Genomic DNA, 22,524 nt, shown 5'->3' on the forward strand with positions numbered 1-22,524 from the left:
CGCCTTCGCGCCTGGCGTGCGTCGGCCTCAGGCTGTTTCGCCGGGTTTCGGCGTGCGCGCCAGGCAGTAGACGTCCACCCGCGCGGCGCCAGCCTTTTTTAGCAGGCGCGCCAGGCTGTTGGCGGTGGCGCCGGTGGTGAGTACGTCGTCGACCAAGGCCAGGTGTTTGCCCGTTACGGCGCTTGGGTTGGTCAATACGAACGCATTGCGCAGATTGCGTTGGCGGGCTGCGGCGTCCAGCTCCTGCTGGGCACCGGTTTCGCGTTCACGGCGCAGCAGATCAGCATTAACCGGCACGGTTAGCTGAGGGTGCAGCCAGTCAGCGAGCATGCCGGCCTGGTTGAAACCGCGCTGGCGCAGGCGTTGTTTGCCAAGTGGCACCGGCAGCAGCAAATCCGGGCGCGGCAGTCCGTCGGCAAAAGCGTTTTGCAGGTGGTGTGACAAAAGCACCCCGAGCAGACGTCCCAAAGGCCACTTGCCGCGGTGCTTGAAGCGCGTAATCAACGCATCGACGGGAAAGCCGTAAACCCAAGGGGTTTGCACGCTGTCGAAAAAGGGCGGGTGTTTCTGACATTCACCACAGATCAAATCGGCAGCCAACAACGGCAGGGCGCATCGCGTGCACTGTGCTTGCAGCCACGGCAAATCCGCAAAGCAGGGATCGCAGATCGGTTTTGAGTACGTGCCACGTTGATCACATAACAAACAGATCTGTTCATTATTTAACCACTTGTAAACCTGTTTCCATCCATCTGGTTGACAGCGCATTTCGCTTCCTTAACTATGCCGAACATCCATACCGCGCTTGTGGGCTTTACTTTTTTACGCCCCGCGCACGACTACAAGAAGGATTGCCCGATGAGCGCCACGACTACTCCTAACCTGCGTCACGATTGGTCCCTTGCTGAGGTTAAGGCGCTTTTTCAACAGCCCTTCAACGACCTGCTCTTCCAGGCCCAGACCGTGCACCGCGCGCATTTCGATGCCAACCGCGTGCAAGTCTCTACCCTGCTGTCGATCAAAACCGGCGCCTGCCCGGAAGACTGCAAGTACTGTCCGCAATCCGGCCACTACAACACTGGCCTGGATAAGCAAAAACTGATGGAAGTGCAGAAGGTTCTGGAGGCTGCGGCGGAAGCCAAGGCCATCGGTTCCACTCGTTTCTGCATGGGCGCGGCGTGGAAACACCCGTCGGCCAAAGACATGCCCTACGTGCTGCAGATGGTTAAAGGCGTGAAGGCCCTGGGCCTGGAAACCTGCATGACCCTCGGCAAACTCGACAAAGAACAAACCAAGGATCTGGCAGACGCCGGCCTGGACTACTACAACCACAACCTCGACACCTCGCCGGAGTTCTACGGCAGCATCATCACCACCCGCACCTACGGCGAGCGCCTGGAAACCCTGGCCTATGTGCGTGATGCCGGCATGAAGATCTGCTCCGGCGGCATTCTGGGCATGGGTGAATCGCTGGACGACCGCGCCGGCCTGCTGATTCAACTGGCCAATCTGCCAGAGCACCCGGAATCGGTGCCCATCAACATGCTGGTGAAAGTGCAAGGCACGCCGTTGGCCAACGCCGAAGACGTCGACCCGTTCGACTTCATCCGCATGCTGGCCGTGGCCCGCATTCTGATGCCGCAATCGCATGTGCGCCTGTCCGCTGGCCGCGAAGCCATGAACGAGCAGATGCAGGCCCTGGCCTTCTTCGCCGGTGCCAACTCGATTTTCTACGGCGAAAAACTGCTGACCACCGCCAACCCGCAGGCCGACAAAGACATGCTGCTGTTCAGCCGTCTGGGCATCAAACCGGAAGAGCGCGAAGAGCACGCCGATGAAGTGCACCAGGCTGCCATTGAGCAAGCGCTGATCGAGCAGAAGAGCAGCGAGCTGTTTTACGACGCCGCTTCGGCCTGATCGTCGATCTCCCGCCATTCCCGTAGGAGCGAGCTTGCTCGCGAAGCTTTCGCGAGCAAGCTCGCTCCTACGGGTCAGAAGACTGCCCTATGAGCTTCGATCTCTCCGCCCGCCTGGCCGCCCGCCGCGCCGACAACCTCTATCGCCAACGCCCGCTGCTGGAAACCCCGCAGGGGCCAAACGTGATCGTCGACGGCACGCCGCTATTGGCCTTCTGCAATAACGACTACCTGGGCCTGGCCAACCATCCCGAGGTGATTGCCGCCTGGCAAGCCGGCGCCGAGCGCTGGGGCGTGGGCGGCGGCGCTTCGCACCTGGTGATCGGTCACAGCACGCCGCACCACGAGCTGGAAGAAGCCTTGGCGGACCTGACCGGTCGGCCGCGCGCGCTGCTGTTTTCCACCGGGTATATGGCCAACCTCGGCGCCGTAACGGCGCTGGTGGGGCAGGGCGATACGGTGTTGGAAGACCGTCTGAACCACGCTTCTTTATTGGATGCCGGGCTGCTGAGCGGGGCGCGATTCTCCCGTTATCTGCACAACGATGCGGACAGCTTGTGTCTGCGAATCGCCAAGTCAGAAGGTAAGACTCTGGTGGTAACCGACGGCGTATTCAGCATGGACGGCGACCTGGCCGACCTGCCCGCCTTGGCCGCCACCTGCAAAACGGCGGGCGCCTGGCTGATGGTCGACGACGCCCACGGTTTTGGCCCACTGGGCGCCAACGGCGGCGGCATCGTCGAGCACTACGGCCTGAGCATGGAAGACGTACCCGTGCTGGTCGGCACCCTGGGCAAGGCTTTTGGCACCGCAGGCGCCTTTGTTGCCGGCAGCGAAGAGCTGATCGAAACCCTGGTGCAGTTCGCCCGTCCGTATATCTACACCACCAGCCAGCCGCCGGCGCTGGCCTGCGCCACGCTGCAAGCCTTGAAGCTGCTGCGTACGGAACACTGGCGGCGTGAGCATCTGAATGCCTTGATCCAGCAATTCCGTCGTGGCGCTGAAGACATCGGCCTGGAGTTGATGGACAGCTTTACCCCGATTCAACCGATTCTGATCGGCGATGCCGGCCGTGCCGTGCGCCTGTCGCAGATGCTGCGCGAGCGCGGGCTGATGGTGACCGCCATTCGCCCGCCCACCGTGCCCGCGGGCAGTGCGCGTTTGCGGGTGACGTTGTCGGCCGCCCACAGCGAGGCGCAAGTGCAGCAGTTGCTCAACGCCTTAGCCGAGTGCTGGCCGTTGCTGGAGCCGGCCGATGCGTAACCGTCTTGTGCTGCTGCCGGGTTGGGGCTTGGGCAGCGCGCCGCTGGAGCCGTTGGCTGGCGCATTGCGCGGGCTGGACGAGCGCTTGCAGGTGCAGATCGAGCCGCTGCCGACGCTGGATTCCAGCGATCCTGCTGATTGGCTGGATGAGCTGGACGCGGCGCTGCCGGCCGATTGCTGGCTGGGCGGCTGGTCGCTCGGCGGCATGTTGGCGGCCGAACTGGCAGCGCGACGCGGCGACCGTTGCTGCGGCCTGATCACCCTGGCCAGCAACAGCAACTTTGTCGCCAGCAGCCTGTGGCCAGCGGCGATGCCGGCGGACGATTTCAGCGCCTTTCTACACGGCTGCGAACAGAGCCCGGAGGCGACGCTAAAGCGTTTCAGCCTGCTTTGCGCCCAAGGCGGCGAAGAGCCGCGCAGCCTGGCCCGTCAGCTTGCCGCCAGTGCACCACGCAGCAGCGTCGGCAATCTGCTGCAAGGCTTGCAAGTGCTGGCCGCGCTGGATACGCGGGGTGCTTTGCAGGCGTTTAGCGGTCCGCAGCTTCATCTATTTGCCGGTGCAGATGCGTTGGTGCCCGCTGAGGCTGCCGGTGCGTTATTGGAACTGCTCGGTGATGTGGAAGTAGGCTTGATCGAGCAGGCTTGCCACGCCTTTGTACTGGAGCGTCCGCACGAAGTGGCGGCGGCGATTCAGGGTTTTTTGCATGAGTTGGGCGATGACTGATTTCAGCCAAGGCACGTTGCCGGATAAACGCCAAGTCGCAGCATCCTTTTCCCGCGCCGCCGCGAGTTACGACAGCGTGGCCGAGTTGCAGCGCGACGTTGGCCATTTTCTACTTGAGCAGTTACCAGCGGGTGTGGCACCGGCCGACTGGCTGGATATCGGCTGCGGCACCGGCTATTTCACCCGCGCTCTGGGCGAGCGTTACGGCGCTGCGCCGGGCATGGCCCTGGATATCGCCGAAGGCATGCTGCAACACGCCCGGCCGCTGGGCGGCGCCACGCACTTTATTGCCGGCGACGCCGAGCGCTTGCCGCTACGCGATGCCAGCCGCGACCTGCTGTTTTCCAGCCTGGCGGTGCAGTGGTGCGGCGATTTTGCTGCGGTGCTCAGCGAAGCCCAGCGCGTGTTACGCCCTGGCGGCGTACTGGCATTCAGCAGCCTGTGCGTTGGCACGCTGCAGGAACTGCGCGATAGCTGGCAGGCAGTGGACGGCCATGTGCACGTCAACCGCTTTCGCCAGTTCACGGACTATCAACAGCTGTGCGCCGCTAGCGGTTTGCGGGTGTTGAGTTTGCAGGTACGGCCGCACGTGCTGCATTACCCCGACGTGCGCAGCCTGACCCACGAACTCAAGGCGCTCGGCGCGCATAACCTTAATCCGGGTCGCCCTGGCGGCTTGACCGGGAGAGCGCGAATTCTGGCGTTGATCGAAGCCTATGAACAGTTCCGTCAACCCCCGGGCTTGCCGGCAACGTATCAAGTGCTCTACGCCGTGCTGGAAAAAGAAGGCTGATATGACTGCTGCATTTTTTATTGCCGGTACCGACACTGAAGTCGGCAAAACCACTATTGCGGCTGGCTTGCTGTGTGCTGCGCGGCGACAGGGCCTGAGCACGGCCGCCTGCAAGCCGGTGGCCTCAGGTTCTGAAGCCACGCCCGAAGGACTGCGCAACAGTGATGCCCTGGCATTGCTGGGGCAGTGCTCGTTGCCGCTGACGTATGAAGAGGTCAATCCGTTGGCGTTTGCCCCGGCCATTGCGCCGCATCTGGCGGCGCGTGAGGCAGGTGTCGAGTTGACGGCGGCCGCTTTGCTGGCGCCGGTGCGACATGTGCTGGAGCAGGGCGCCGATTTCACCGTGGTGGAAGGCGCCGGTGGTTGGCGCGTGCCGTTGGGCGACGGCGGATATCTATCGGATTTGCCGGTGGCGTTGGGGTTGCCGGTGATTCTGGTGGTTGGCGTGCGCCTGGGTTGTATCAACCATGCCGTGCTGAGTGCCGAGGCCATTGCCCGTGACGGTCTGCAACTGGTCGGTTGGGTCGCCAATATCGTCGATCCGGCTACGTCACGGCTGGAAGAGAATCTGGCCACGCTGACCGAGCTGTTAGCCGCCCCGTGCCTGGGGCGAGTGCCGCGCCTGGCCCATGCCGCGCCGGAAAACGTCGCCGAGCATCTGCAGCTTTCGCACCTGCCGTAATAAACAGTGGCAAACCGATAGCCTTTTGTTTGTACGTTTTTTGATCGCGATCTGCTTAAATTGGCGTCAGAAATTTCTCTTTAGTGAGGTTGGCGATGGAAATCTCGGGAAGTGCATTCAGCTCCGGGTTAAGCACCGTGCAATCTGGCCAGCGCCGGATTGATCAGGCGGCGTCCGATATCGCAAGCAATTCGGTTACCCGTAACTCCGATGCGGCAGGCACGGCGGACAACCTGGTGCAGCTGAGCGTCGGCAAAACCGAAGCCCAGGCCGGCGCCAAAGTGATCGAAACCAGTGACGAGGTGCTTGGCACCTTGATCGATATTCGCGCCTGACCCCATCACGCGTTGGCCCGGCGGACCGGGCACGTTCACACCGGGCGCGCAGAGGTGCCCATGCAAATCGGCAGTGCTGCGAGTTACCCCCTGTCTACTCCGGCGTCGGTGCCGGCTGGCCTGAGCGCGCCTGCTACTAGTGCTGCAATTCCCCCCGTTACCGCTGTTGCAGAATCCTCTTCTTCGCCTGACACCACCGTTAGCCTCTCCGCAGACGGCACGCGCCTGGCCGCCGCCGAGCAGGGCGCATCCGGCACCACTCAGCAAAATGCGAGCGATTCGGCGGACGCCAACCCCAAAACCGCCGCCAGCGACAGCGACGACAAAAGCCCTCAGCAAGAACAGCAGGAACGCCAGACAATCTCTGAACTAGCCAGCCGCGATGCCGACGTGCGTGCGCACGAAGCGGCGCATGCGGCAGTCGGTGGCACTTACGCCGGCTCGCCGAGCTACACGCTGCAGCAAGGGCCGGATGGCAAGGCGTATGCGATAGGGGGCGAGGTCGGTATTGATCTGAGTTCCGTGTCCGGCGACCCCGCCGCCACCATCAGCAAGATGGAAGTGGTGATGCGCGCGGCCCTGGCGCCCATTGATCCTTCCGCCCAGGACTTGCGTGTGGCCGCCGAGGCGCAAGGCCTGGCCACCGCCGCGCGCGCAGAACTCGCCGAGCAAACACGCAGCGAGGCGGCCGAGCAGGCTGAAACCAAGCGCGAACAGCAGAAGACAGACCCGACCGCGACCGGCAGCAGCCAGCAAACCGCCGATACATCCGTTTCACTTCAGCTGTACCAGAGCATCGCTTCACCCCTCGATAGCACGCCATTGATAGTGGCCGTTGCTTAAACCCTTGTAGGGCGATGCTTGACAAGGTTTCGGCGTAAACGTATGTTTCAAACGCCTGTTTGATTGCTGGGCTGAATCCTGGCCGCCGGGCAATCAGAGAAAGATCTCGCACAAGACCGCCAAGCCGGTCTCCACATCGTAGAGGTTACCGCTATGCCTGATTACAAGGCCCCCTTGCGTGATATTCGTTTCGTACGTGACGAGTTGCTCGGCTACGAAGCGCACTATCAGAGCCTGCCGGCTTGCGCAGATGCTACCCCGGACATGGTTGATGCCATTCTCGAAGAAGGCGCCAAGTTTTGTGAGCAAGTGCTGTCGCCGCTGAACCGCGTTGGCGACCTGGAAGGCTGCACCTGGAGCGAGTCCGGCGTTAAACCCCGACTGGTTTCAAAGAAGCCTACAAACAATACGTAGAAGGCGGTTGGCCAAGCCTGTCGCACGACGTTGACCACGGCGGCCAAGGCCTGCCGGAATCCCTGGGCCTGGTGCTCAGCGAAATGGTCGGCAGCTCGAACTGGTCGTGGGGCATGTACCCAGGCCTGTCGCACGGTGCGATGAACACCATCTCCGAGCACGGCACCCCGGAACAACAGCACACCTACCTGACCAAACTGGTATCGGGCGAGTGGACTGGCACCATGTGCCTGACCGAGCCGCACTGCGGCACCGACCTGGGCATGCTGCGTACCAAAGCTGAACCGCAAGCGGACGGCTCGTACAAAGTTTCCGGCACCAAGATCTTCATCTCCGCTGGCGAACACGACATGGCCGATAACATCGTCCACATCGTTCTGGCTCGCCTGCCGGACGCCCCTCAGGGCACCAAAGGTATTTCCCTGTTCATCGTGCCGAAGTTCAACGTGAACGAAGACGGCAGCGTTGGCACCCGTAACGCCGTGTCCTGTGGCTCGCTCGAGCACAAGATGGGTATCCACGGTAACGCCACCTGCGTGATGAACTTCGACGGCGCCACCGGCTTCCTGATCGGCCCAGCGAACAAAGGTCTGAACTGCATGTTCACCTTTATGAACACCGCTCGCCTGGGTACTGCGCTGCAAGGTCTGGCACACGCTGAAATCGGCTTTCAGGGCGGCCTGAAGTACGCTCGTGAACGTCTGCAGATGCGCTCGCTGACTGGCCCGAAAGCGCCGGACAAGCCGCTGACCCGATCATCGTGCACCCTGACGTACGTCGCATGCTGCTGACCATGAAAGCGTTCGCCGAAGGCAACCGCGCAATGGTCTACTTCACCGCTCAGCAAGTGGACATCGTCAAGTACAGCCAAGACGAAGAAGCCAAGAAGAAAGCCGACGCACTGCTGGCCTTCCTGACGCCGATCGCCAAAGCGTTCATGACCGAAGTCGGCTTCGAAGCCGCCAACCACGCGTGCAAATCTACGGCGGCCACGGCTTTATCGCCGAGTGGGGCATGGAGCAGAACGTTCGCGACAGCCGCATTTCGATGCTGTACGAAGGCACCACCGGTATTCAGGCCCTCGACCTGCTGGGTCGTAAAGTCCTGCAAACCCAAGGCGAAGCTCTGAAAAGCTTCACCAAGATCGTGCACAAGTTCCTGCAAGCCAACGAAGGTAACGAAGCCATCGCCGAGTTCACCGCGCCGCTGGCCAAGCTGAACAAAGAGTGGGGCGAGCTGACCATGAAGGTCGGTATGGCTGCCATGAAAGACCGCGAAGAAGTGGGTGCTGCTTCCGTCGACTACCTGATGTACTCCGGCTACACGTGCCTGGCGTACTTCTGGGCTGACATCGCTCGTCTGGCCGCTGAGAAATTGGCTGCCGGCACCAACGAAGAAGCCTTCTACAAAGCCAAGCTGGCAACCGCGCGCTTCTACTTCCAGCGTATTCTGCCGCGTACCCGTACGCACGTAGAAACCATGCTGTCGGGCGCTAACAACCTGATGGCTCTGGCAGAAGAAGACTTCTCCCTGGGCTACTAAGTTGTAGCGGCTGCACCGGTTGAGAAAAACCGCTCGCCCTAACAGGCGGGCGGTTTTTTTATGCCCGCAAAAACATCGAGGCTGAAGCCTCTCCCCCAAGAACCTCGTACCCAGTGGGAGAGCCTTCAGCCTCGATGCTCTTGATCTTTCTCCCACTCAATAAGGAGAAATTTCGACATGAAACGGTGCCGAACGCCCAAGAAATAGGCAAAATGCCAGCCGTTCGCCGCCCTCTTCTGGCGGCTCGTGGAACACGCCCTGTGCATCGCCTCAAAGCCATCCGATTTAGCCATTTTCTTCCCTCGCTGCTCTTGCTGGTGGTCGGGATGGCGGCTGCCAGTTTGCAGCTACTGAACGAGTTCTTTACCTCGCTGTTCAACGTATTGCCGACCTTGCTTCTGAGCCTGGGCGGCGCCTTCTGCCTGATTTATTCCCGCCAGCGCGAGCTGTTTCTGTTGGTGGTGGTGTATTGCGCCTACTTTGTGCTCGATACCCAGGCCGACTTCTTCCGCGCTACCGGCAAGGCGCGCCCCGATGCCGCGCTGGTGTTCCACTTGTGCAGCCTGCTGCTGCCGCTGATGTACGGCATTTTTGCCGCCTGGCAGGAACGCACTCACCTGGTCCGCGATATGGTCGCCCGCTCGGCCGTTGTGCTGGCGGTAGGCGCCGTGGCGCTGGGCCTGGCGCAGCGCTACCCGAGGGCTTGCTGGAGTGGCTGGCGCAGATCCGCTGGCCTTCGCTGCACGGCGAATGGATGAGCATGGTGCAGTTGGCGTATCCGGTATTCCTGCTGGCCTTTATCGGGCTGATTGCTCAATACATCTACAAACCTCGGCCGCTGCACGCCGCCCAACTGGTTGGTTTGATCGGCCTGTGCTGGATGCTGCCCAAAACCTTTCTGCTGCCCCACGGCCTGAACGTGATGAGCAGCCAGGTGATGCTGATCCTCGCGGTGGCGGTGGCCCATGAGGCCTATCAGATGGCCTTTCGCGATGAACTCACCGGCTTGCCTGGGCGCCGTGCATTGAATGAACGGCTGCCGCGCCTGGGCCGCAACTATGTGATCGCGATGGCCGACGTCGACCACTTCAAGAAATTCAACGACACCCACGGTCACGACGTCGGCGACCAGGTACTGCGCGTAGTCGCCAACCAACTGCGCAAGATCGGTGGCGGCGGCAAGGCTTACCGTTACGGCGGCGAGGAGTTCACCCTGGTGTTCTCCGGCAAGACGCTGGAAGAGTGCAAGCCGCACCTGGAGACCGTGCGCCAGGCCGTGGAAAGTTACGTAATCCAGCTGCGCGACAAAGGCAGCCGCCCGCACAACGACACCAAGGGCAGGCAGCGCCGTGGCGCCGCAGCGGCCACCAGCGTGACGGTGACCGTCAGCATCGGCGTGGCGGAAAAGGAAAGCGACCAACGCACCCCGGAAGAGGTGATCAAGGCCGCCGACCGCGCGCTCTACGCGGCCAAAGGCGCCGGGCGCAACTGCGTGGTCCAGCACGGCCAGAACCGCCGCGGTGCGGTGCGGGTGGCCGCGGCGAAAACGCCAGCGGCCTAGCGCCCGGTACGCTTATAGGCGCGCATTCAGCGGGCGCAACGTGATTGTTCGAGGCTTGGGGCGGCAGTAGTTTGTTCGCCTCGAAGACGCTTACCGCGTCCCTGCCAAGGAGAATCTCCCATGCCCGAATACAAGGCTCCCCTGCGCGACATGCGCTTTCTGGTCGACGAAGTTTTCGACTTCCACGCTGGCTATGCGGCCATGGGCGCGGTCGATGCCTCGCCGGACATGATCAATGCCATCCTCGAAGAAGGCTCGAAGTTCTGCGAGCAAGTGATTGCGCCGCTGAACCGTTCCGGCGACGAAGAGGAATGCACATTCGATAACGGCGTGGTCACCACCCCGAAAGGCTTCAAAGAAGCCTTCCAGCAATTTGCCGAAGGCGGCTGGATGAGCCTGTCGGTAGACCCGACCTACGGCGGCCAGGGCCTGCCGCACTCGCTGGGCCTGCTGTTCAGCGAAATGATCGGCTCCAGCAACTACGCCTGGGGCATGTACCCGGGCCTTACCCAAGGCGCCATGGCGGCCATCTACGCCCACGGCACAGAAGAACAAAACAGGCCTATCTGACGCGCATGACCGCCGCCAGCTGGACCGGCACCATGTGCCTGACCGAAGCCCACTGCGGCACCGACCTGGGCCTGATCAAAACCCGCGCCGTGCCCCAGGCCGACGGCAGCTACGCGCTTACCGGGAGCAAGATTTTCATCTCCTCCGGCGAGCACGACATGAGCGACAACATCGTGCACCTGGTGCTGGCCAAGCTGCCGGACGCACCAGCTGGCACCAAAGGTATCTCGCTGTTTATCGTGCCCAAGTTCCTGCCGGCCGCCGACGGTGAAGCCGGGGAGCGCAACGCCGTGTCGTGCGGCTCCATCGAACACAAGATGGGCATCAAAGGCTCCGCTACCTGCGTGATCAACTTTGATAACGCCAAAGGCTTCCTGATCGGTGAGCTGAACAAAGGCCTGAACTGCATGTTCACCATGATGAACCATGCGCGTCTGGGTACCGGCATGCAGGGTCTTTGCCTGGGCGAAACCAGCTACCAGGGCGCACTGAAATACGCCACCGAGCGTCTGCAAATGCGCTCGCTGACCGGCGCCAAAGCCCCGGAAAAATCGGCCGACCCGATCATCGTCCACCCGGACGTGCGGCGCATGCTGCTGACCATGAAAGCTTTCAACGAAGGCAACCGCGCGCTCTCGTACTTCTGCGCCCAGTTGCTCGACCAACTGCACGCCGACACCGCCGAGCAGCGCCAGGAAGCCGAAGACCTGCTGGCCTTCCTGACGCCAATCTGCAAAGCCTTTATGACCGAGACCGGTCTTGAGGTGACCAACCACGGTATGCAGGTGTTTGGCGGCCACGGTTTTATTCGCGAGTGGGGCATGGAGCAGCTGGTACGCGACTGCCGCATTGCCCTGTTGTACGAAGGCACCAACGGCATTCAGGCCCTCGACCTGCTGGGCCGTAAAGTGCTCGGCAGCCAAGGCAAACTGCTGCGCGGCTTTACCAAGCTGGTGCACAAATTCTGTGAAGCCAACGCCGCGCATCCGCAGCTGCAAGGGCCGTTCGCGCAACTGGCCGGCCTGAATAAAGAGTGGGGCGAGTTGACCACCAAGGTCGGCATGGCCGCGATGAAGAACCCGGACGAAGTGGGCGCTGCTGCTACTGACTACCTGATGTTCTCCGGCTACGTGGTGCTGGCCTACTTCTGGCTGCGCATGGCTGTGGTTGCCCAGGAAAAGCTTGAGGCGGGCAGCGGTGATGCCGCGTTCTACCAAGCCAAACTGGCCACCGCCGACTTCTACTTCAAACGCCTGCTGCCGCGCACCCTGGTGCACCGCGCCGGCGTGGAAGCCGGTAGCGAAAGCCTGATGCAACTGAGCGCCGAGCAGTTCGCTGGTTAAGCGCCTAGGCTGAACAGAGCCCGCCTTTATGGCGGGCTTTTGTTTTTTGGAGATCAACAGCATCGAGGCTGAAGCCTCTCCCACAGGAAACCGAGGTCCAGGTAGGAGAGGCTTCAGCCTCGAGCTTTTGATTTTTAGATATCAGCGTCGCTGCATATCGAGATCGAGCGAGCTAGAGCAGGGCAAGGCAAAAACGGCTTTTCAAGCGGAGTTGGCTGTAGCCAATGAGCATTGGAAAGTCGTTTTTAACGCAGCCCTGCCGACGCGCAGCCGATCGTTGTCGAGCATGACTGTGGTGCGACCTGCCGGTCGCACCATGACCCTATGTGTCTGAAAAGTTGTTCGGGTAAACTCCGACCCCTGCCCCATACCGGCCGCTGGGCCGTATCGTTGGATCGTTCGAGGATCGTCACATGGCCGACTACAAAGCTCCCCTGCGCGATATGCGCTTTGTCCTCAATGAAGTATTTGAGGTCTCCAAACTCTGGCAGCAGCTGCCTGCACTGGCGGAAACCGTCGACGCAGACACCGCCGAGGCGATCCTCGAAGAAGCCGGCAAAGTCACCGCTAAAACCATCGCCCCGCTGAACCGCAGCGGCGACGAAGAAGGCTGCCGCTGGAACAACACCGTGGTGAACACCCCGGCCGGTTTCCCCGAAGCCTACAAAATTTACGGCGAAGGCGGCTGGGTAGGCGTGGGCGGCGACCCCACCTACGGTGGCATGGGCATGCCTAAAGTGCTCGGCGCGCAAGTTGAAGAAATGCTCAACGCGGCGAACCTGTCGTTCGGCCTGTACCCGATGCTGACCGCCGGCGCCTGCCTGTCGATCAACGCCCACGCCAGCGCCGAGCTGAAAGAAACCTACCTGCCGAACATGTATGCCGGCGTCTGGGCAGGCTCCATGTGCCTGACCGAACCGCACTCCGGTACGGACCTGGGCATCATCCGCACCAAGGCCGAGCCGCAGGCTGACGGCTCGTTCAAAGTGACCGGCACCAAGATCTTTATCACCGGCGGCGAGCACGACCTGACCGAAAACATCATCCACCTAGTGCTGGCAAAACTGCCGGACGCACCGGCTGGTTCCAAAGGCATCTCGCTGTTCCTGGTGCCCAAGTTCATGGTCAATGCCGACGGCAGCCTGGGCGAGCGCAACACCGTTACCTGCGGCTCCATCGAACACAAGATGGGCATCCAGGGTTCGGCTACCTGCGTGATGAACTTTGACGGCGCTACCGGCTACATCATCGACGGCCCGAACAAAGGCCTGGCGGCGATGTTCACCATGATGAACTACGAGCGTCTGGGCGTAGGCATTCAAGGCCTGGCCGCTGGCGAGCGTTCGTACCAGAGCGCTGTTGAATACGCCCGTGACCGTCTGCAAAGCCGCGCGCCGACCGGCCCGGTGGCCAAAGACAAAGTCGCCGACCCGATCATCGTGCACCCGGATGTACGCCGCATGCTGCTGACCATGAAGGCCAGCAACGAAGGTGGCCGCGCGTTCTCCAGCTACGTGGCCATGCAACTCGACACCGCCAAGTTCAGCGAAGACCCCACCACCCGCAAGCGTGCGGAAGAGCTGGTGGCGTTGCTGACTCCGATCGCCAAAGCGTTCCTTACCGACCTCGGTCTGGAAACCACCGTGCACGGCCAGCAGATCTTCGGCGGCCACGGCTTTATCCGTGAGTGGGGCCAGGAGCAGCTGGTGCGCGACGTACGCATCACCCAGATCTACGAAGGCACCAACGGCATTCAGGCGCTCGACCTGGTTGGCCGCAAAATCGTCGGCAGCGGTGGCGCGTTCTACAAGCACTTCGCCGATGAAATCAAAGCCTTCACCGGCAGCGCTGATGCCTCGCTGGCCGAGTTCATCGAGCCGCTGAAAGCCGCCGTCGCCAACCTCGACGACCTGACCGCCTGGGTGCTGGAAAGCGCCAAGGGCAACCCGAATGAAATCGGCGCGGCCTCGGTGGAATACCTGCACGTGTTCGGCTACACCGCCTATGCCTATATGTGGGCACTGATGGCCCGTGCCGCACTGGGCAAGGAAGGTCAGGACGAGTTCTACACCAGCAAACTGGGCACCGCGCGTTTCTACTTCGCACGTCTGCTGCCGCGTATCCACTCGCTGACCGCTTCGGTCAAAGCGGGTAGCGAGTCGCTGTTCCTGTTGGACGCTTCGCAGTTCTGATGACTGTTCGGCGTTAACAAAAAGCCCCGCAGATGCGGGGCTTTTTGTTGGGCTTCGCGGGCTCAACCCAACCTACCGCGCGGCGAGAACTCCGGACCGTAGGTTGGGTTGAGCGCAGCGAAGCCCAACGAACCCTGGCGGCATTATTCCTGGGTTAATTGATCCGCCGCCGCCGGCGCATCGATATACCGATTGCGCGTGCCTTGCAGCGCTTCGATCTGGTCGTTGCGGGCTTTTTCCTCGGCATCCGGCGGGTCAATCTGGTTCCACTTCTTGTACATCTGCAGCTGCCCGACGACGGGCAAGCCGTACTCGCTGCGCATATAGAAAATCGCCCGGGCGACGTTGCCCTTGGCTGAGTCCGGCGGTTCGATCAATTGAAAGCTGGCTTTGAGATCGCAGCCGATATCGCTGAACTTGCTCGTCACGCCATCGCCCAGCTCGCCGAACTGCGCATTGCGCCGCGCCAATTCCACCAGGCTCAACGCTGGGTACATGTTGTGCAGGTCACTCAACATGAAGGGGTATTGCGGGTTGGCGGCTGTGCATTGTTCGTCGGTGACGCAGCGCAGCGCCGATTTGATCTGCTTGGCGGTATACACCAGGCTGGCCGTGACCTGGCCGCGCTCGCCGGTAAAAGGTTTGGCGCAGTACAAGGTGGTGCCGCCTTTGGCGTAGAGCTGTTTCCAGAAGAATTGGTCGATGGCGACCTTGGGATCGGAGTGCTGATTTTGCCCGCCAGCAAACGCGGCACAACACGCGCAAAACGTTAAACCAGCGACGGCAACTGCTACGGCGCGCATGAGACTAACCCCAGGGAACTGCAAAATTCGGCGATCTGATTGTGTTGTTATTTTGTAGGACAATGCGAGTCTAACAAGACGCCCTTCACAAAATAAAGCCGACCATAAGGCTTGGTTTAAACCTGTGTAAGCCAAAGCTTACAAAGCGTGCTGCTTATCGCCACTTTTGTTAGTAATAACGTCTGGTTACTCTCTTTTCCCATGGACGTTGCGTAGGAAGCGCCAAGGAACCAACAGGGATACGCTGGATTTCCATCAGGATGATGGTTGATTACGGATCGTCAGGACACAGTCTGCAAAGCCCCGCCTCGGCGGGGTTTTCTTTTTTCCGGGGTTGCATTTCCCGCCAGTCAGAAAAACACCGACGCTCTGTCGGTGTTTTTGTCTGCGGGCCGCGCTTAGCCTTTGCTGTGCAACGCCACCCATTGGGCATAGGTGTCGATGAATTTCTGCAGGAAGGGTTTGATGCCGTCGCTCAGTTTGCCGTCTTCGCTAAAGAAGCTGCCGGCACCGCCCAAGTAGGCTTCCGGCTGCTGGAGCATATGCACGTCGAGAAACACCATCGACTGGCGCAGATGGTGGTTAGCGCCAAAGCCGCCGACCGCGCCGGGCGAGGCACTGACCACGCCGCCAGCCTTGCCGCTGAACACGCTCTGGCCATAGGGGCGTGAGCCCACATCAATGGCGTTTTTCAGCGGCGCCGGCACCGAGCGGTTGTATTCCGGGGTGATGAACAGCAGCGCTTCGGCAGCTTTCACTTTCTCGCGGAAGGCGGTGTAGGCGGCCGGCGCCGGGCTGACGTCGATATCTTCGTTGTAGAGCGGCAGGTCGCCGATTTCGACAATCTCCAACTGCAGCGAGGGCGGTGCCAGCTCGGCCAGGGCCAGTGCCAGCTTACGGTTGATCGAGGCTTTACGCAGACTGCCAACCAAAACCGCGACGCGGTGAACCTTGCTCATGGTGACTCCTCAGGCGGGATGGAAAAGGGTGAGCTAGGAACTATAGCTGGCGTTTGCCGCTGCACCGCCCCGGTTAGAGCCTTCTCAGTGCTGCTTGAACGCACTGAACAAGTCGGCGGAAAACGCCTTCTGCGCCTCGCTCGGTTGGCGACCGCGGTGGCTGCCCAGGTAGAAATTGACGCTGAAGCCCAGCTGTTTCGGCAACAACGCACGCAGCCGACCGGCTTGCACCCAGGGCGCTGCGATATGCGTCGGCAAGTAACCCAAGTGAGCGCCCGACAACACGAATGCCAGCGTGCCTTCCACCTGCTCGCTGCGCGCGCTGCTGACTTGCGCCTGCCAAGGGTCGTCGGCCTGGTCGAACCGGTACGGGTATTTCACCCCGTCCTGCGCGCGCAGTTCTTCCAGGGTTACTTTCTTGCGGGCAAACAGCGGATGCCCTTCGGCGCAATAAAGGGCCTGCTCTTCGGTAAACAACAGTTGATGATCGATGGCCGCCTGCACCCCGGAAAAATAACCGATGGCCAGGTGCATCTGGTCTTGCAACAGGCGCCGCTCCAGCTCGGCCGGTGCTGCGCTGCGCAACTCGATTTGCACGGCCTGGTTGCGCTGGCGGAAACGGCGGATGGCCTCGCTCACCTTGGCCAGCACGTGCGGGTCCAGCGCTTCGGATAAACCGATGCACAAATCCCCCAGCAGCTTGTCGGCCATGCCGCGCGCTTCGTTCTTGAACACATCGAGGGCAGTGAACAGCTTGCGCGTGGCCAGCAGCACTTCTTCACCCTTGGGCGTCAGGCGAAACCCGGCTTTGCCGCGCTCGCACACGCGAAAGCCCAGACGGGTTTCCAGCTTGGCCATCTGCGTGCTGATGGTGGATTGGCCAATGCCCAGATCACCTTGCGCGGCGCTAAAGCCACCGTTCTCCACCACGGCGATAAACAGCCGCAGCAGTTGCAGATCAAGGTCGCGTACCTGGCTGAGCATGGCGGCTCCAAACATTGATGGCTGTCGATGCCAAGGTATATCACTTTGCATTTATCAGAAGCAAAGCGCGGCGCAGTATCGACGCCATCCAGAGCTTCCGGCCACCGCTGAGTGGCGTTCATTTGAGAAGCGCGGTAACCGTCATCTGCCCAGGAGATCATCACCATGCGAATTACCGCGTGCGCTTTACTGCTGGCCGCCACTTTGCCGATGCACCTGTCGGCCCAGGCCGAAGAGAAGGCGCTGAATATCTACAACTGGTCCGACTACATCGGTCCTGAAGCGCTAAAAGCCTTTCAGGCTGAAACCGGCATTCAGATCAAGTACGACGTGTTCGACAGCCCCGAAGCCCTGGACAGCAAACTGCTCACCGGCGGCAGCGGCTACGATCTGGTGTTTCCATCGTCCAGCGGCCTGGCCCGCGCGGTGAAAGCCAAGGCTGTGCAGCCCATCGACCACAGCGGCCTCAAGCTCTACAGCAACCTCGACCCCGACCTGCTGGGCAAACTCGCCACCTCCGACCCCGGCAACCGCTACGGCGTGCCCTACACCTGGGGCACTGTTGGCCTGGGCCTGAACAAGGAGGCCGTGAGCAAACGCCTGGGCGCAGACGTGCCGCTCAATACGCTCGATTTGCTGTTCAAGCCCGAATACGCCAGCAAGCTGAAAGACTGCGGTATCGGCGTGCTCGACTCGCCGCAGGAAGTGATCAGCATCGCCCTCAACTACCTCGGCCACGACCCCTACAGCGACAAACCGGCCGACCTCAAAGACGTGCAGCAACTGCTCGCCAAGCTGCAGCCGAACGTGCGTTACGTCGCCTCCGGCCGGCAGATCGATGACCTGGCCAAGGGCGAGGTGTGCATGGCCCTGAGCTACAGCGGCGACGCCGCCACCGCCGCTGCCCGGGCAGTAGAAGCCAAGCAGCCGTTCGAGGTGGTGTACCGCATTCCTCGCGAAGGCACGCTGGTGTGGTTCGACACCATGGCCATTCCGGTGGATGCCCCGCACCCGCAAGCAGCGCTCGCGTTTATCAACTACATGCTGCGCCCGGAAGCCATCGCCGAAGTCACCAACACCGTGTTCTTCGCCAACGCCAACAGTGCGGCGACGGCCCTGGTAGACCCGGCCGTCACCAGCGATCCGGATATCTACCCGCCGGCCGAGGTGCGTGCGCGCCTATTCAGTGACCAGATGCAAAGCCTGTCGGCACAACGTGATCGCACTCGCCTGTGGACCGCCTTCCGCAGCCATTACTAAGGAGCAACGCAATGGACCAGGCCTCTCGCAACGACCAAGCCATCACCCGTGAAAGCCTCTACGGCACAGCCGCCGAATCCACCTACGGCGGCATCACCAGCTTTATGCGCCGCCGTTACAGCCGCGACCTGCAGGGCGTGGACGTAGTGGTCAGCGGCGTGCCGTTCGACACCGCCACCACCAACCGCCCCGGCACCCGTTTTGGCCCACGGGCGATTCGTGCGGCGTCTTGCCAGATGGCCTGGGCGCGCCCGTCGGCCTGGGACTTCGACCCCTTCGATGAACTGGCGGTAATCGACTACGGCGACTGCGATTTCGACCACGGCCAGCCGCAGCTCACCCCTGGCGCCATTGAAGCCCATGCCGATGAAATACTCGACGCGGGCTGCGCGATGCTCACCCTGGGCGGCGACCATTTCATCAGCTACCCGCTGCTCAAGGCCCATGCGAAAAAACACGGCGCGCTGTCGCTGATCCACTTCGACGCCCATAGCGACACCTGGCCGGACGAAGAGGTGCAGCGCATCGACCACGGCACCATGTTCTATCACGCGGCCCGCGAAGGCCTGGTGGACCCGGCGCGTTCAGTCCAGATCGGCCTGCGCACCACGAACGACGATGTGATGGGGTTTCAAGTGCTCGACGCCCGCCATGTACACCGTCATACCCCGGAGCAGATCGCTGAACAGATCCGCGCGCGGGTTGGCGACAACCCGGTGTACCTGACTTTTGATATCGACTGCCTCGACCCGGCTTTTGCCCCCGGTACCGGCACGCCGGTATGCGGCGGCTTGAGCAGTCACCAGGCCCTGGAAATTCTCCGTGGCCTGCGCGGCATCAACCTGGTGGGCATGGACGTGGTTGAAGTAGCGCCACCTTACGATCACGCCGAAGTAACCGCCCTGGCCGGCGCCACCATCGCCGTGGAAATGCTCTGCCTGTACGCCGCGAAACATACGCACAAAGACTGAGGGCAGCGTTAGGTTGAACCACGCGGCACGGCGGCGGGTCGGTTATGGGGTACGTTTTCTCACTAAAGGAACTGACTTCATGGACCTGATCCGCATCCTGATCGCCATTCTGCTGCCGCCGCTGGGCGTCTTTCTGCAAGTAGGGTTTGGCGGCGCGTTCTGGCTCAATATTCTGCTGACGTTGTGCGGCTACATCCCTGGCATCGTGCATGCCGTGTACATCATCGCCAAACGCTAAGCCGTTCGCCGCCCCATAAAAAAGCCCCGCAATAGCGGGGCTTTTGTTCACGGATAACGGTTACGGCTGAAGCGTCAGCTGAATATCGTCACCCAGGTCATCGGCGAGCAAGCCCAGCGAGAAGCCGGAAATGGACGCGATGGTGCCACGCCACAGCAAGCCTTCACTGGCCGGCAACTGCCCGGACGGCGTGCTCAGCTTGGCGTCTTTCAGATGCAGGTACTGTACAGGCGGCGGGGTTTCCGAGTCGGACGTTGGCAGTCGCGACTTGCCCAGCTCGGCATAGTGCGCGCGCAACCGATCGGCATCCGCCACCGGCCAGGAACTGGCGAACGACTCGCCGAACAGGCGGAAATACTGCTCCACGCTGATCAGAATGCCCGAGATAAGGCCGGCCGGCGTCGACAAGGTGATGCCCACCTGCAGCTCGGTCTCATTGGTCAGCTGCACCAGATCCTGCAAAAACCAGTCGGTGGTCCGACCGTGCCAGGTCAAGTCCTTCATCACCGGGTCGACCAGATCATCGGCCACTTGTTGATGCCAACTTGGTTTTGCATTGTCCTGAGTCATCTTCGCTCCATGCTGCCGATGAAGGCAGTTGTCAGTCATTACGGGTGTCTGTTTATCAACCCAGTGTAGGCAACGTCCCGCACTGAAGGCCAATCTGCCGTCAGGCCATTACATCCACCGAATTACCAAGATTAGGCGGATTGCTGGTAACCGCCGATAACTCGGGGATCGCCTCCAGGAGCTGCAGCGCGCTGCTCTCCTGAAAATCCAGAGCCTTGTTAAGCATCTTGATCGATACGTCCGAAGCCAACTTCGCTGAGTTCGAATTCGAGACCGCAGTGGCAACGCTGGAAATGTCCATGCCGTACCTCCGTATTTAACGGTTACCTAAGGTCGACTGGCCTATAGCGCTTGAAGTTCAAATTTGCCGCCCAGGCCAGGCGCTATCGAACAGAGGGTATCGGCCGGGAAGGGGAATGCTGGAGGTCCGTTGGTCCAGCGCGCTGGCAGTCGGGAATTGCCTGCGTAGCTAACGAAGCTGCTGCGAGTTTTGTAGGAGAAACAATACAATGCGGCACGAATTCGTACAGGTGCGCGCTCTTCGGCCTCGTATCGCCTTTTGGAATTGTTTTGATGGTTCAAACTTCAGACGGATTTCGCCTCGACATCAATGGACTGCGAGCGTGGGCGGTAGTAGCTGTGGTGCTTTACCACTTCGGTATCACAGGGATAGGCGGCGGCTTTGTCGGCGTCGACGTGTTTTTTGTGATTTCCGGTTTTCTGATGACCCGCATCATCGTGGGTGGTCTGGAGTCGGCGCGTTTTTCTGTCTGGTCTTTTTACCTGGCGCGAGCCCGCCGGATTATTCCAGCGTTGCTGGTCGTAACGCTGGTGCTATTCGCCGTCGGCTGGTTTTGGCTGCTGCCCGACGAATACCAGATGGCGGCCAAGCACGCCTATAAAAGTGTCTTCTTCGTTTCCAACCAGACCTACCTGAGCGAAGCCGGCTACTTCGATCAGTCGTCCCACGAAAAGTGGCTGCTGCACACCTGGTCGCTCTCCGTTGAATGGCAGTTCTACATCCTGCAACCGCTGGTGCTGATGGCGCTCTGGAAGCTTCTGCCCGGCCGCCGAACCGTCGCCATTGCCCTGGCGCTGCTGTCGCTTGCCTCGCTGGCCTGGTGCCTGAAGCTGACCGAGAGCAACCCCGCCGCTGCGTTTTATAGCCTGAGTTCCCGGGCCTGGGAGCTGATGGCCGGCGGCCTGGTGTTTTTGGCGGCGCCTTATGTACAGGGTTCCACGCGGCTACGCGTCGGCCTGGAATGCGCCGGCTTTGCCCTGATTATTGGCGCCATCGTGCTGCTCGACCCACAGAGCCAGTGGCCCGGTTGGCGTGCCCTGTTCCCGGTGCTCGGCGCCGCGCTGGTGCTGCTGGCCGCCAACCAGGCCTCGTGGTTTACCGGCTCGCGCGTGGCGCAATGGCTGGGCGAGCGGTCGTACTCGATCTACCTCTGGCATTGGCCGCTGGTGGTCACCCTGGTGTACGCACAAAAACTCACCGACCCGTTCTGGGTAGCGGGCGGCCTGCTGCTTACGCTGCTGCTCGGCGATCAATCCTACCGTTGGGTGGAAGTGCTGGCCCGGCGCGGCCTGGCCCGCTTCAAATCCGCTTCGGCCACCCTGCTGATTGTGGTCGTGGTGCTGCTGTGCATGCTCCCGGCGCGTTTAATCCGCACCCACGACGGTTACCCCCAGCGGGTGCCGGCGGCCGTTGCAGCCGTTGAAGCCGAGAAAAAGAACTACGACAAACGCCGCTCTGCCTGCAAAAAAGCCTCCGCCCGCTGCGTGTACGGCGGCCACAACGTAGCGGCAATCATGCTCGGCGACAGCCACGCCGACGCACTCGTGAGCAGCTTGGCCGCAGCGCTACCCCATGCCGACCAAGGCATTTTGCTGCGCGCCGCCAACGGCTGCTTTATCAGCTTCTCGTCGGCATTCGAGGCACCCAGAAAAGACTGCAAACGCCTCAACACCCAAATCCGTGAACACCTCGCCAACGAATACCCCGGTGTGCCCGTGGTACTCGTCACCCGCACCACCGCCAACCTGTTCGGCGGCTTGCCCGGCGAACCCGAAGACCCACCGCTACGCCGCCCGGCTTTCTTGTTCGGCACCCAATACGACAGCTTCACCCCCGAATACCTGGCCGAGGTGGAAAAAGACTACCTGGCCACCGCCTGCCAGATCGCCAAACACCACCCCCTGTACCTGATGCGACCGGTACCGGAGATGGGCGTCAACATACCCGGCACGGTTGCCCGCGGCATGGTGTGGGGGGAAGAGCGCCCCGTGTTCACCACCCTCAACGCCTATCACCAACGGCACGCATTTGTCTGGGCCCTGCAAGACAAAGCCCAAGCCCAATGCGGCGCGCAGATCCTCGACCCGCTGCCATTGCTATGCGACGGCGAACGCTGCTCCGGCACGCGCAACGGCTGGCCGCTGTACTTTGATGATGACCACATGAGCGAGACGGGGAATAAGGTGCTTAGGCCGATGTTTGAGGCGGTTTTTAAGCAGGGTTGAGTTGGGCATTGCATGTCTAGTCCTGAAATAGGTTT

18 protein-coding genes and 3 pseudogenes are annotated in these 22,524 nt (G+C 61.4%); 15 read left to right on the top strand and 6 right to left on the bottom strand.

From position 1 onward, the window contains the following. Nucleotides 1-27: 27 nt before the first annotated feature. Nucleotides 28-768 carry a phosphoribosyltransferase family protein gene (locus AC0V2S_RS00205; protein WP_475508014.1) on the bottom strand — a complete coding sequence of 247 codons (741 nt, stop codon included), beginning with the start codon at nucleotides 766-768 and terminating at the stop codon, nucleotides 28-30. A 90-nt stretch (nucleotides 769-858) separates the two neighbouring features. Here AC0V2S_RS00205 and bioB point away from each other — a divergent pair, with 90 nt between their 5' ends. The 11 genes and pseudogenes from bioB (at nucleotide 859) to AC0V2S_RS00260 (ending at nucleotide 14,178) form a co-directional block, all read left to right on the top strand. Continuing rightward, complete coding sequence (gene bioB / locus AC0V2S_RS00210; RefSeq protein WP_475508015.1) at nucleotides 859-1,917, top strand: biotin synthase BioB; 1,059 nt, start codon at nucleotides 859-861, stop codon at nucleotides 1,915-1,917. An 89-nt stretch (nucleotides 1,918-2,006) separates the two neighbouring features. After that, nucleotides 2,007-3,179: an 8-amino-7-oxononanoate synthase gene (gene bioF / locus AC0V2S_RS00215; RefSeq protein WP_475508016.1), complete on the top strand. Its 1,173-nt coding sequence runs from the start codon at nucleotides 2,007-2,009 to the stop codon at nucleotides 3,177-3,179. After that, nucleotides 3,172-3,903: an alpha/beta fold hydrolase gene (locus AC0V2S_RS00220; protein WP_475508017.1), complete on the top strand. Its 732-nt coding sequence runs from the start codon at nucleotides 3,172-3,174 to the stop codon at nucleotides 3,901-3,903. The genes bioF and AC0V2S_RS00220 overlap by 8 nt, the downstream gene beginning before the upstream one ends. Continuing rightward, the gene (gene bioC, locus AC0V2S_RS00225) at nucleotides 3,896-4,696 is read left to right on the top strand and encodes a malonyl-ACP O-methyltransferase BioC (protein WP_475508018.1); all 801 of its coding nucleotides are present in this window, start codon (nucleotides 3,896-3,898) and stop codon (nucleotides 4,694-4,696) included. The genes AC0V2S_RS00220 and bioC overlap by 8 nt, the downstream gene beginning before the upstream one ends. 1 nt (nucleotide 4,697) lies before the next feature. After that, the gene (gene bioD / locus AC0V2S_RS00230) at nucleotides 4,698-5,378 is read left to right on the top strand and encodes a dethiobiotin synthase (RefSeq protein ID WP_475508019.1); all 681 of its coding nucleotides are present in this window, start codon (nucleotides 4,698-4,700) and stop codon (nucleotides 5,376-5,378) included. A gap of 95 nt (nucleotides 5,379-5,473) precedes the next feature. Next, entirely contained in the window at nucleotides 5,474-5,713 is a 240-nt protein-coding gene (locus tag AC0V2S_RS00235; RefSeq protein WP_475508020.1) for a hypothetical protein, read from the top strand. A 60-nt stretch (nucleotides 5,714-5,773) separates the two neighbouring features. Further along, nucleotides 5,774-6,556, top strand: a complete 783-nt coding sequence (locus AC0V2S_RS00240) for a putative metalloprotease CJM1_0395 family protein (RefSeq protein ID WP_475508021.1) — start codon at nucleotides 5,774-5,776, stop codon at nucleotides 6,554-6,556. A 153-nt stretch (nucleotides 6,557-6,709) separates the two neighbouring features. After that, nucleotides 6,710-8,512, top strand: a pseudogene (locus tag AC0V2S_RS00245) (phenylacyl-CoA dehydrogenase). Between the two features lie 212 nt (nucleotides 8,513-8,724). Then, nucleotides 8,725-10,073, top strand: a pseudogene (locus AC0V2S_RS00250) (GGDEF domain-containing protein). A 120-nt stretch (nucleotides 10,074-10,193) separates the two neighbouring features. Next, nucleotides 10,194-11,986 (top strand): annotated as a pseudogene (locus AC0V2S_RS00255) (acyl-CoA dehydrogenase C-terminal domain-containing protein). 413 nt (nucleotides 11,987-12,399) lie between these two features. Then, nucleotides 12,400-14,178: an acyl-CoA dehydrogenase C-terminal domain-containing protein gene (locus AC0V2S_RS00260; RefSeq protein ID WP_475508022.1), complete on the top strand. Its 1,779-nt coding sequence runs from the start codon at nucleotides 12,400-12,402 to the stop codon at nucleotides 14,176-14,178. A gap of 143 nt (nucleotides 14,179-14,321) precedes the next feature. Here AC0V2S_RS00260 and AC0V2S_RS00265 read toward each other — a convergent pair whose 3' ends face one another. From AC0V2S_RS00265 to AC0V2S_RS00275, 3 genes are all read right to left on the bottom strand, one after another. Beyond that, a complete protein-coding gene (locus AC0V2S_RS00265) occupies nucleotides 14,322-14,981 on the bottom strand; it encodes an endonuclease (RefSeq protein WP_475508023.1) in 660 nt (219 codons plus the stop codon). Nucleotides 14,982-15,379: 398 nt separating this feature from the next. Continuing rightward, nucleotides 15,380-15,940 carry an NADPH-dependent FMN reductase gene (locus AC0V2S_RS00270; protein WP_475508024.1) on the bottom strand — a complete coding sequence of 187 codons (561 nt, stop codon included), beginning with the start codon at nucleotides 15,938-15,940 and terminating at the stop codon, nucleotides 15,380-15,382. Between the two features lie 84 nt (nucleotides 15,941-16,024). After that, nucleotides 16,025-16,924 (bottom strand): LysR family transcriptional regulator, encoded by a 900-nt coding sequence (locus tag AC0V2S_RS00275; protein ID WP_475508025.1) that lies wholly within the window; start codon nucleotides 16,922-16,924, stop codon nucleotides 16,025-16,027. A 165-nt stretch (nucleotides 16,925-17,089) separates the two neighbouring features. Here AC0V2S_RS00275 and AC0V2S_RS00280 point away from each other — a divergent pair, with 165 nt between their 5' ends. From AC0V2S_RS00280 to AC0V2S_RS00290, 3 genes are all read left to right on the top strand, one after another. Beyond that, nucleotides 17,090-18,184: a polyamine ABC transporter substrate-binding protein gene (locus AC0V2S_RS00280; protein WP_475508026.1), complete on the top strand. Its 1,095-nt coding sequence runs from the start codon at nucleotides 17,090-17,092 to the stop codon at nucleotides 18,182-18,184. Nucleotides 18,185-18,195: 11 nt separating this feature from the next. Beyond that, nucleotides 18,196-19,155, top strand: a complete 960-nt coding sequence (speB, locus tag AC0V2S_RS00285; RefSeq protein ID WP_475508027.1) for an agmatinase — start codon at nucleotides 18,196-18,198, stop codon at nucleotides 19,153-19,155. 79 nt (nucleotides 19,156-19,234) lie between these two features. Further along, a complete protein-coding gene (locus AC0V2S_RS00290) occupies nucleotides 19,235-19,393 on the top strand; it encodes a YqaE/Pmp3 family membrane protein (protein ID WP_074939855.1) in 159 nt (52 codons plus the stop codon). A 60-nt stretch (nucleotides 19,394-19,453) separates the two neighbouring features. On the opposite strand, the gene AC0V2S_RS00295 is transcribed toward AC0V2S_RS00290, so the two are convergent. Further along, on the bottom strand, nucleotides 19,454-19,963 hold the full coding sequence (locus AC0V2S_RS00295) for a hypothetical protein (RefSeq protein ID WP_475508028.1): 510 nt from the start codon (nucleotides 19,961-19,963) through the stop codon (nucleotides 19,454-19,456). A gap of 100 nt (nucleotides 19,964-20,063) precedes the next feature. Then, on the bottom strand, nucleotides 20,064-20,264 hold the full coding sequence (locus AC0V2S_RS00300; protein WP_475508029.1) for a YjfB family protein: 201 nt from the start codon (nucleotides 20,262-20,264) through the stop codon (nucleotides 20,064-20,066). 272 nt (nucleotides 20,265-20,536) lie between these two features. Between AC0V2S_RS00300 and AC0V2S_RS00305 the strand changes: the two genes are divergently transcribed. Next, entirely contained in the window at nucleotides 20,537-22,489 is a 1,953-nt protein-coding gene (locus tag AC0V2S_RS00305; RefSeq protein WP_475508030.1) for an acyltransferase family protein, read from the top strand. Nucleotides 22,490-22,524 lie beyond the last annotated feature (35 nt).

This window comes from Pseudomonas sp. CC11G (assembly GCF_056174845.1).

Coding starts and splice junctions, on each gene's coding strand:
- AC0V2S_RS00300 (WP_475508029.1), bottom strand. CDS start 20,264: ATGGACATTTCCAGCGTTGCCACTGCGGTCTCGAATTCGAACTCAGCG.
- AC0V2S_RS00270 (WP_475508024.1), bottom strand. CDS start 15,940: ATGAGCAAGGTTCACCGCGTCGCGGTTTTGGTTGGCAGTCTGCGTAAA.
- AC0V2S_RS00240 (WP_475508021.1), top strand. CDS start 5,774: ATGCAAATCGGCAGTGCTGCGAGTTACCCCCTGTCTACTCCGGCGTCG.
- bioF (WP_475508016.1), top strand. CDS start 2,007: ATGAGCTTCGATCTCTCCGCCCGCCTGGCCGCCCGCCGCGCCGACAAC.
- bioD (WP_475508019.1), top strand. CDS start 4,698: ATGACTGCTGCATTTTTTATTGCCGGTACCGACACTGAAGTCGGCAAA.
- speB (WP_475508027.1), top strand. CDS start 18,196: ATGGACCAGGCCTCTCGCAACGACCAAGCCATCACCCGTGAAAGCCTC.
- AC0V2S_RS00290 (WP_074939855.1), top strand. CDS start 19,235: ATGGACCTGATCCGCATCCTGATCGCCATTCTGCTGCCGCCGCTGGGC.
- AC0V2S_RS00205 (WP_475508014.1), bottom strand. CDS start 768: ATGCGCTGTCAACCAGATGGATGGAAACAGGTTTACAAGTGGTTAAAT.
- bioC (WP_475508018.1), top strand. CDS start 3,896: ATGACTGATTTCAGCCAAGGCACGTTGCCGGATAAACGCCAAGTCGCA.
- bioB (WP_475508015.1), top strand. CDS start 859: ATGAGCGCCACGACTACTCCTAACCTGCGTCACGATTGGTCCCTTGCT.
- AC0V2S_RS00220 (WP_475508017.1), top strand. CDS start 3,172: ATGCGTAACCGTCTTGTGCTGCTGCCGGGTTGGGGCTTGGGCAGCGCG.
- AC0V2S_RS00235 (WP_475508020.1), top strand. CDS start 5,474: ATGGAAATCTCGGGAAGTGCATTCAGCTCCGGGTTAAGCACCGTGCAA.
- AC0V2S_RS00295 (WP_475508028.1), bottom strand. CDS start 19,963: ATGACTCAGGACAATGCAAAACCAAGTTGGCATCAACAAGTGGCCGAT.
- AC0V2S_RS00280 (WP_475508026.1), top strand. CDS start 17,090: ATGCGAATTACCGCGTGCGCTTTACTGCTGGCCGCCACTTTGCCGATG.
- AC0V2S_RS00305 (WP_475508030.1), top strand. CDS start 20,537: ATGGTTCAAACTTCAGACGGATTTCGCCTCGACATCAATGGACTGCGA.
- AC0V2S_RS00275 (WP_475508025.1), bottom strand. CDS start 16,924: ATGCTCAGCCAGGTACGCGACCTTGATCTGCAACTGCTGCGGCTGTTT.
- AC0V2S_RS00260 (WP_475508022.1), top strand. CDS start 12,400: ATGGCCGACTACAAAGCTCCCCTGCGCGATATGCGCTTTGTCCTCAAT.
- AC0V2S_RS00265 (WP_475508023.1), bottom strand. CDS start 14,981: ATGCGCGCCGTAGCAGTTGCCGTCGCTGGTTTAACGTTTTGCGCGTGT.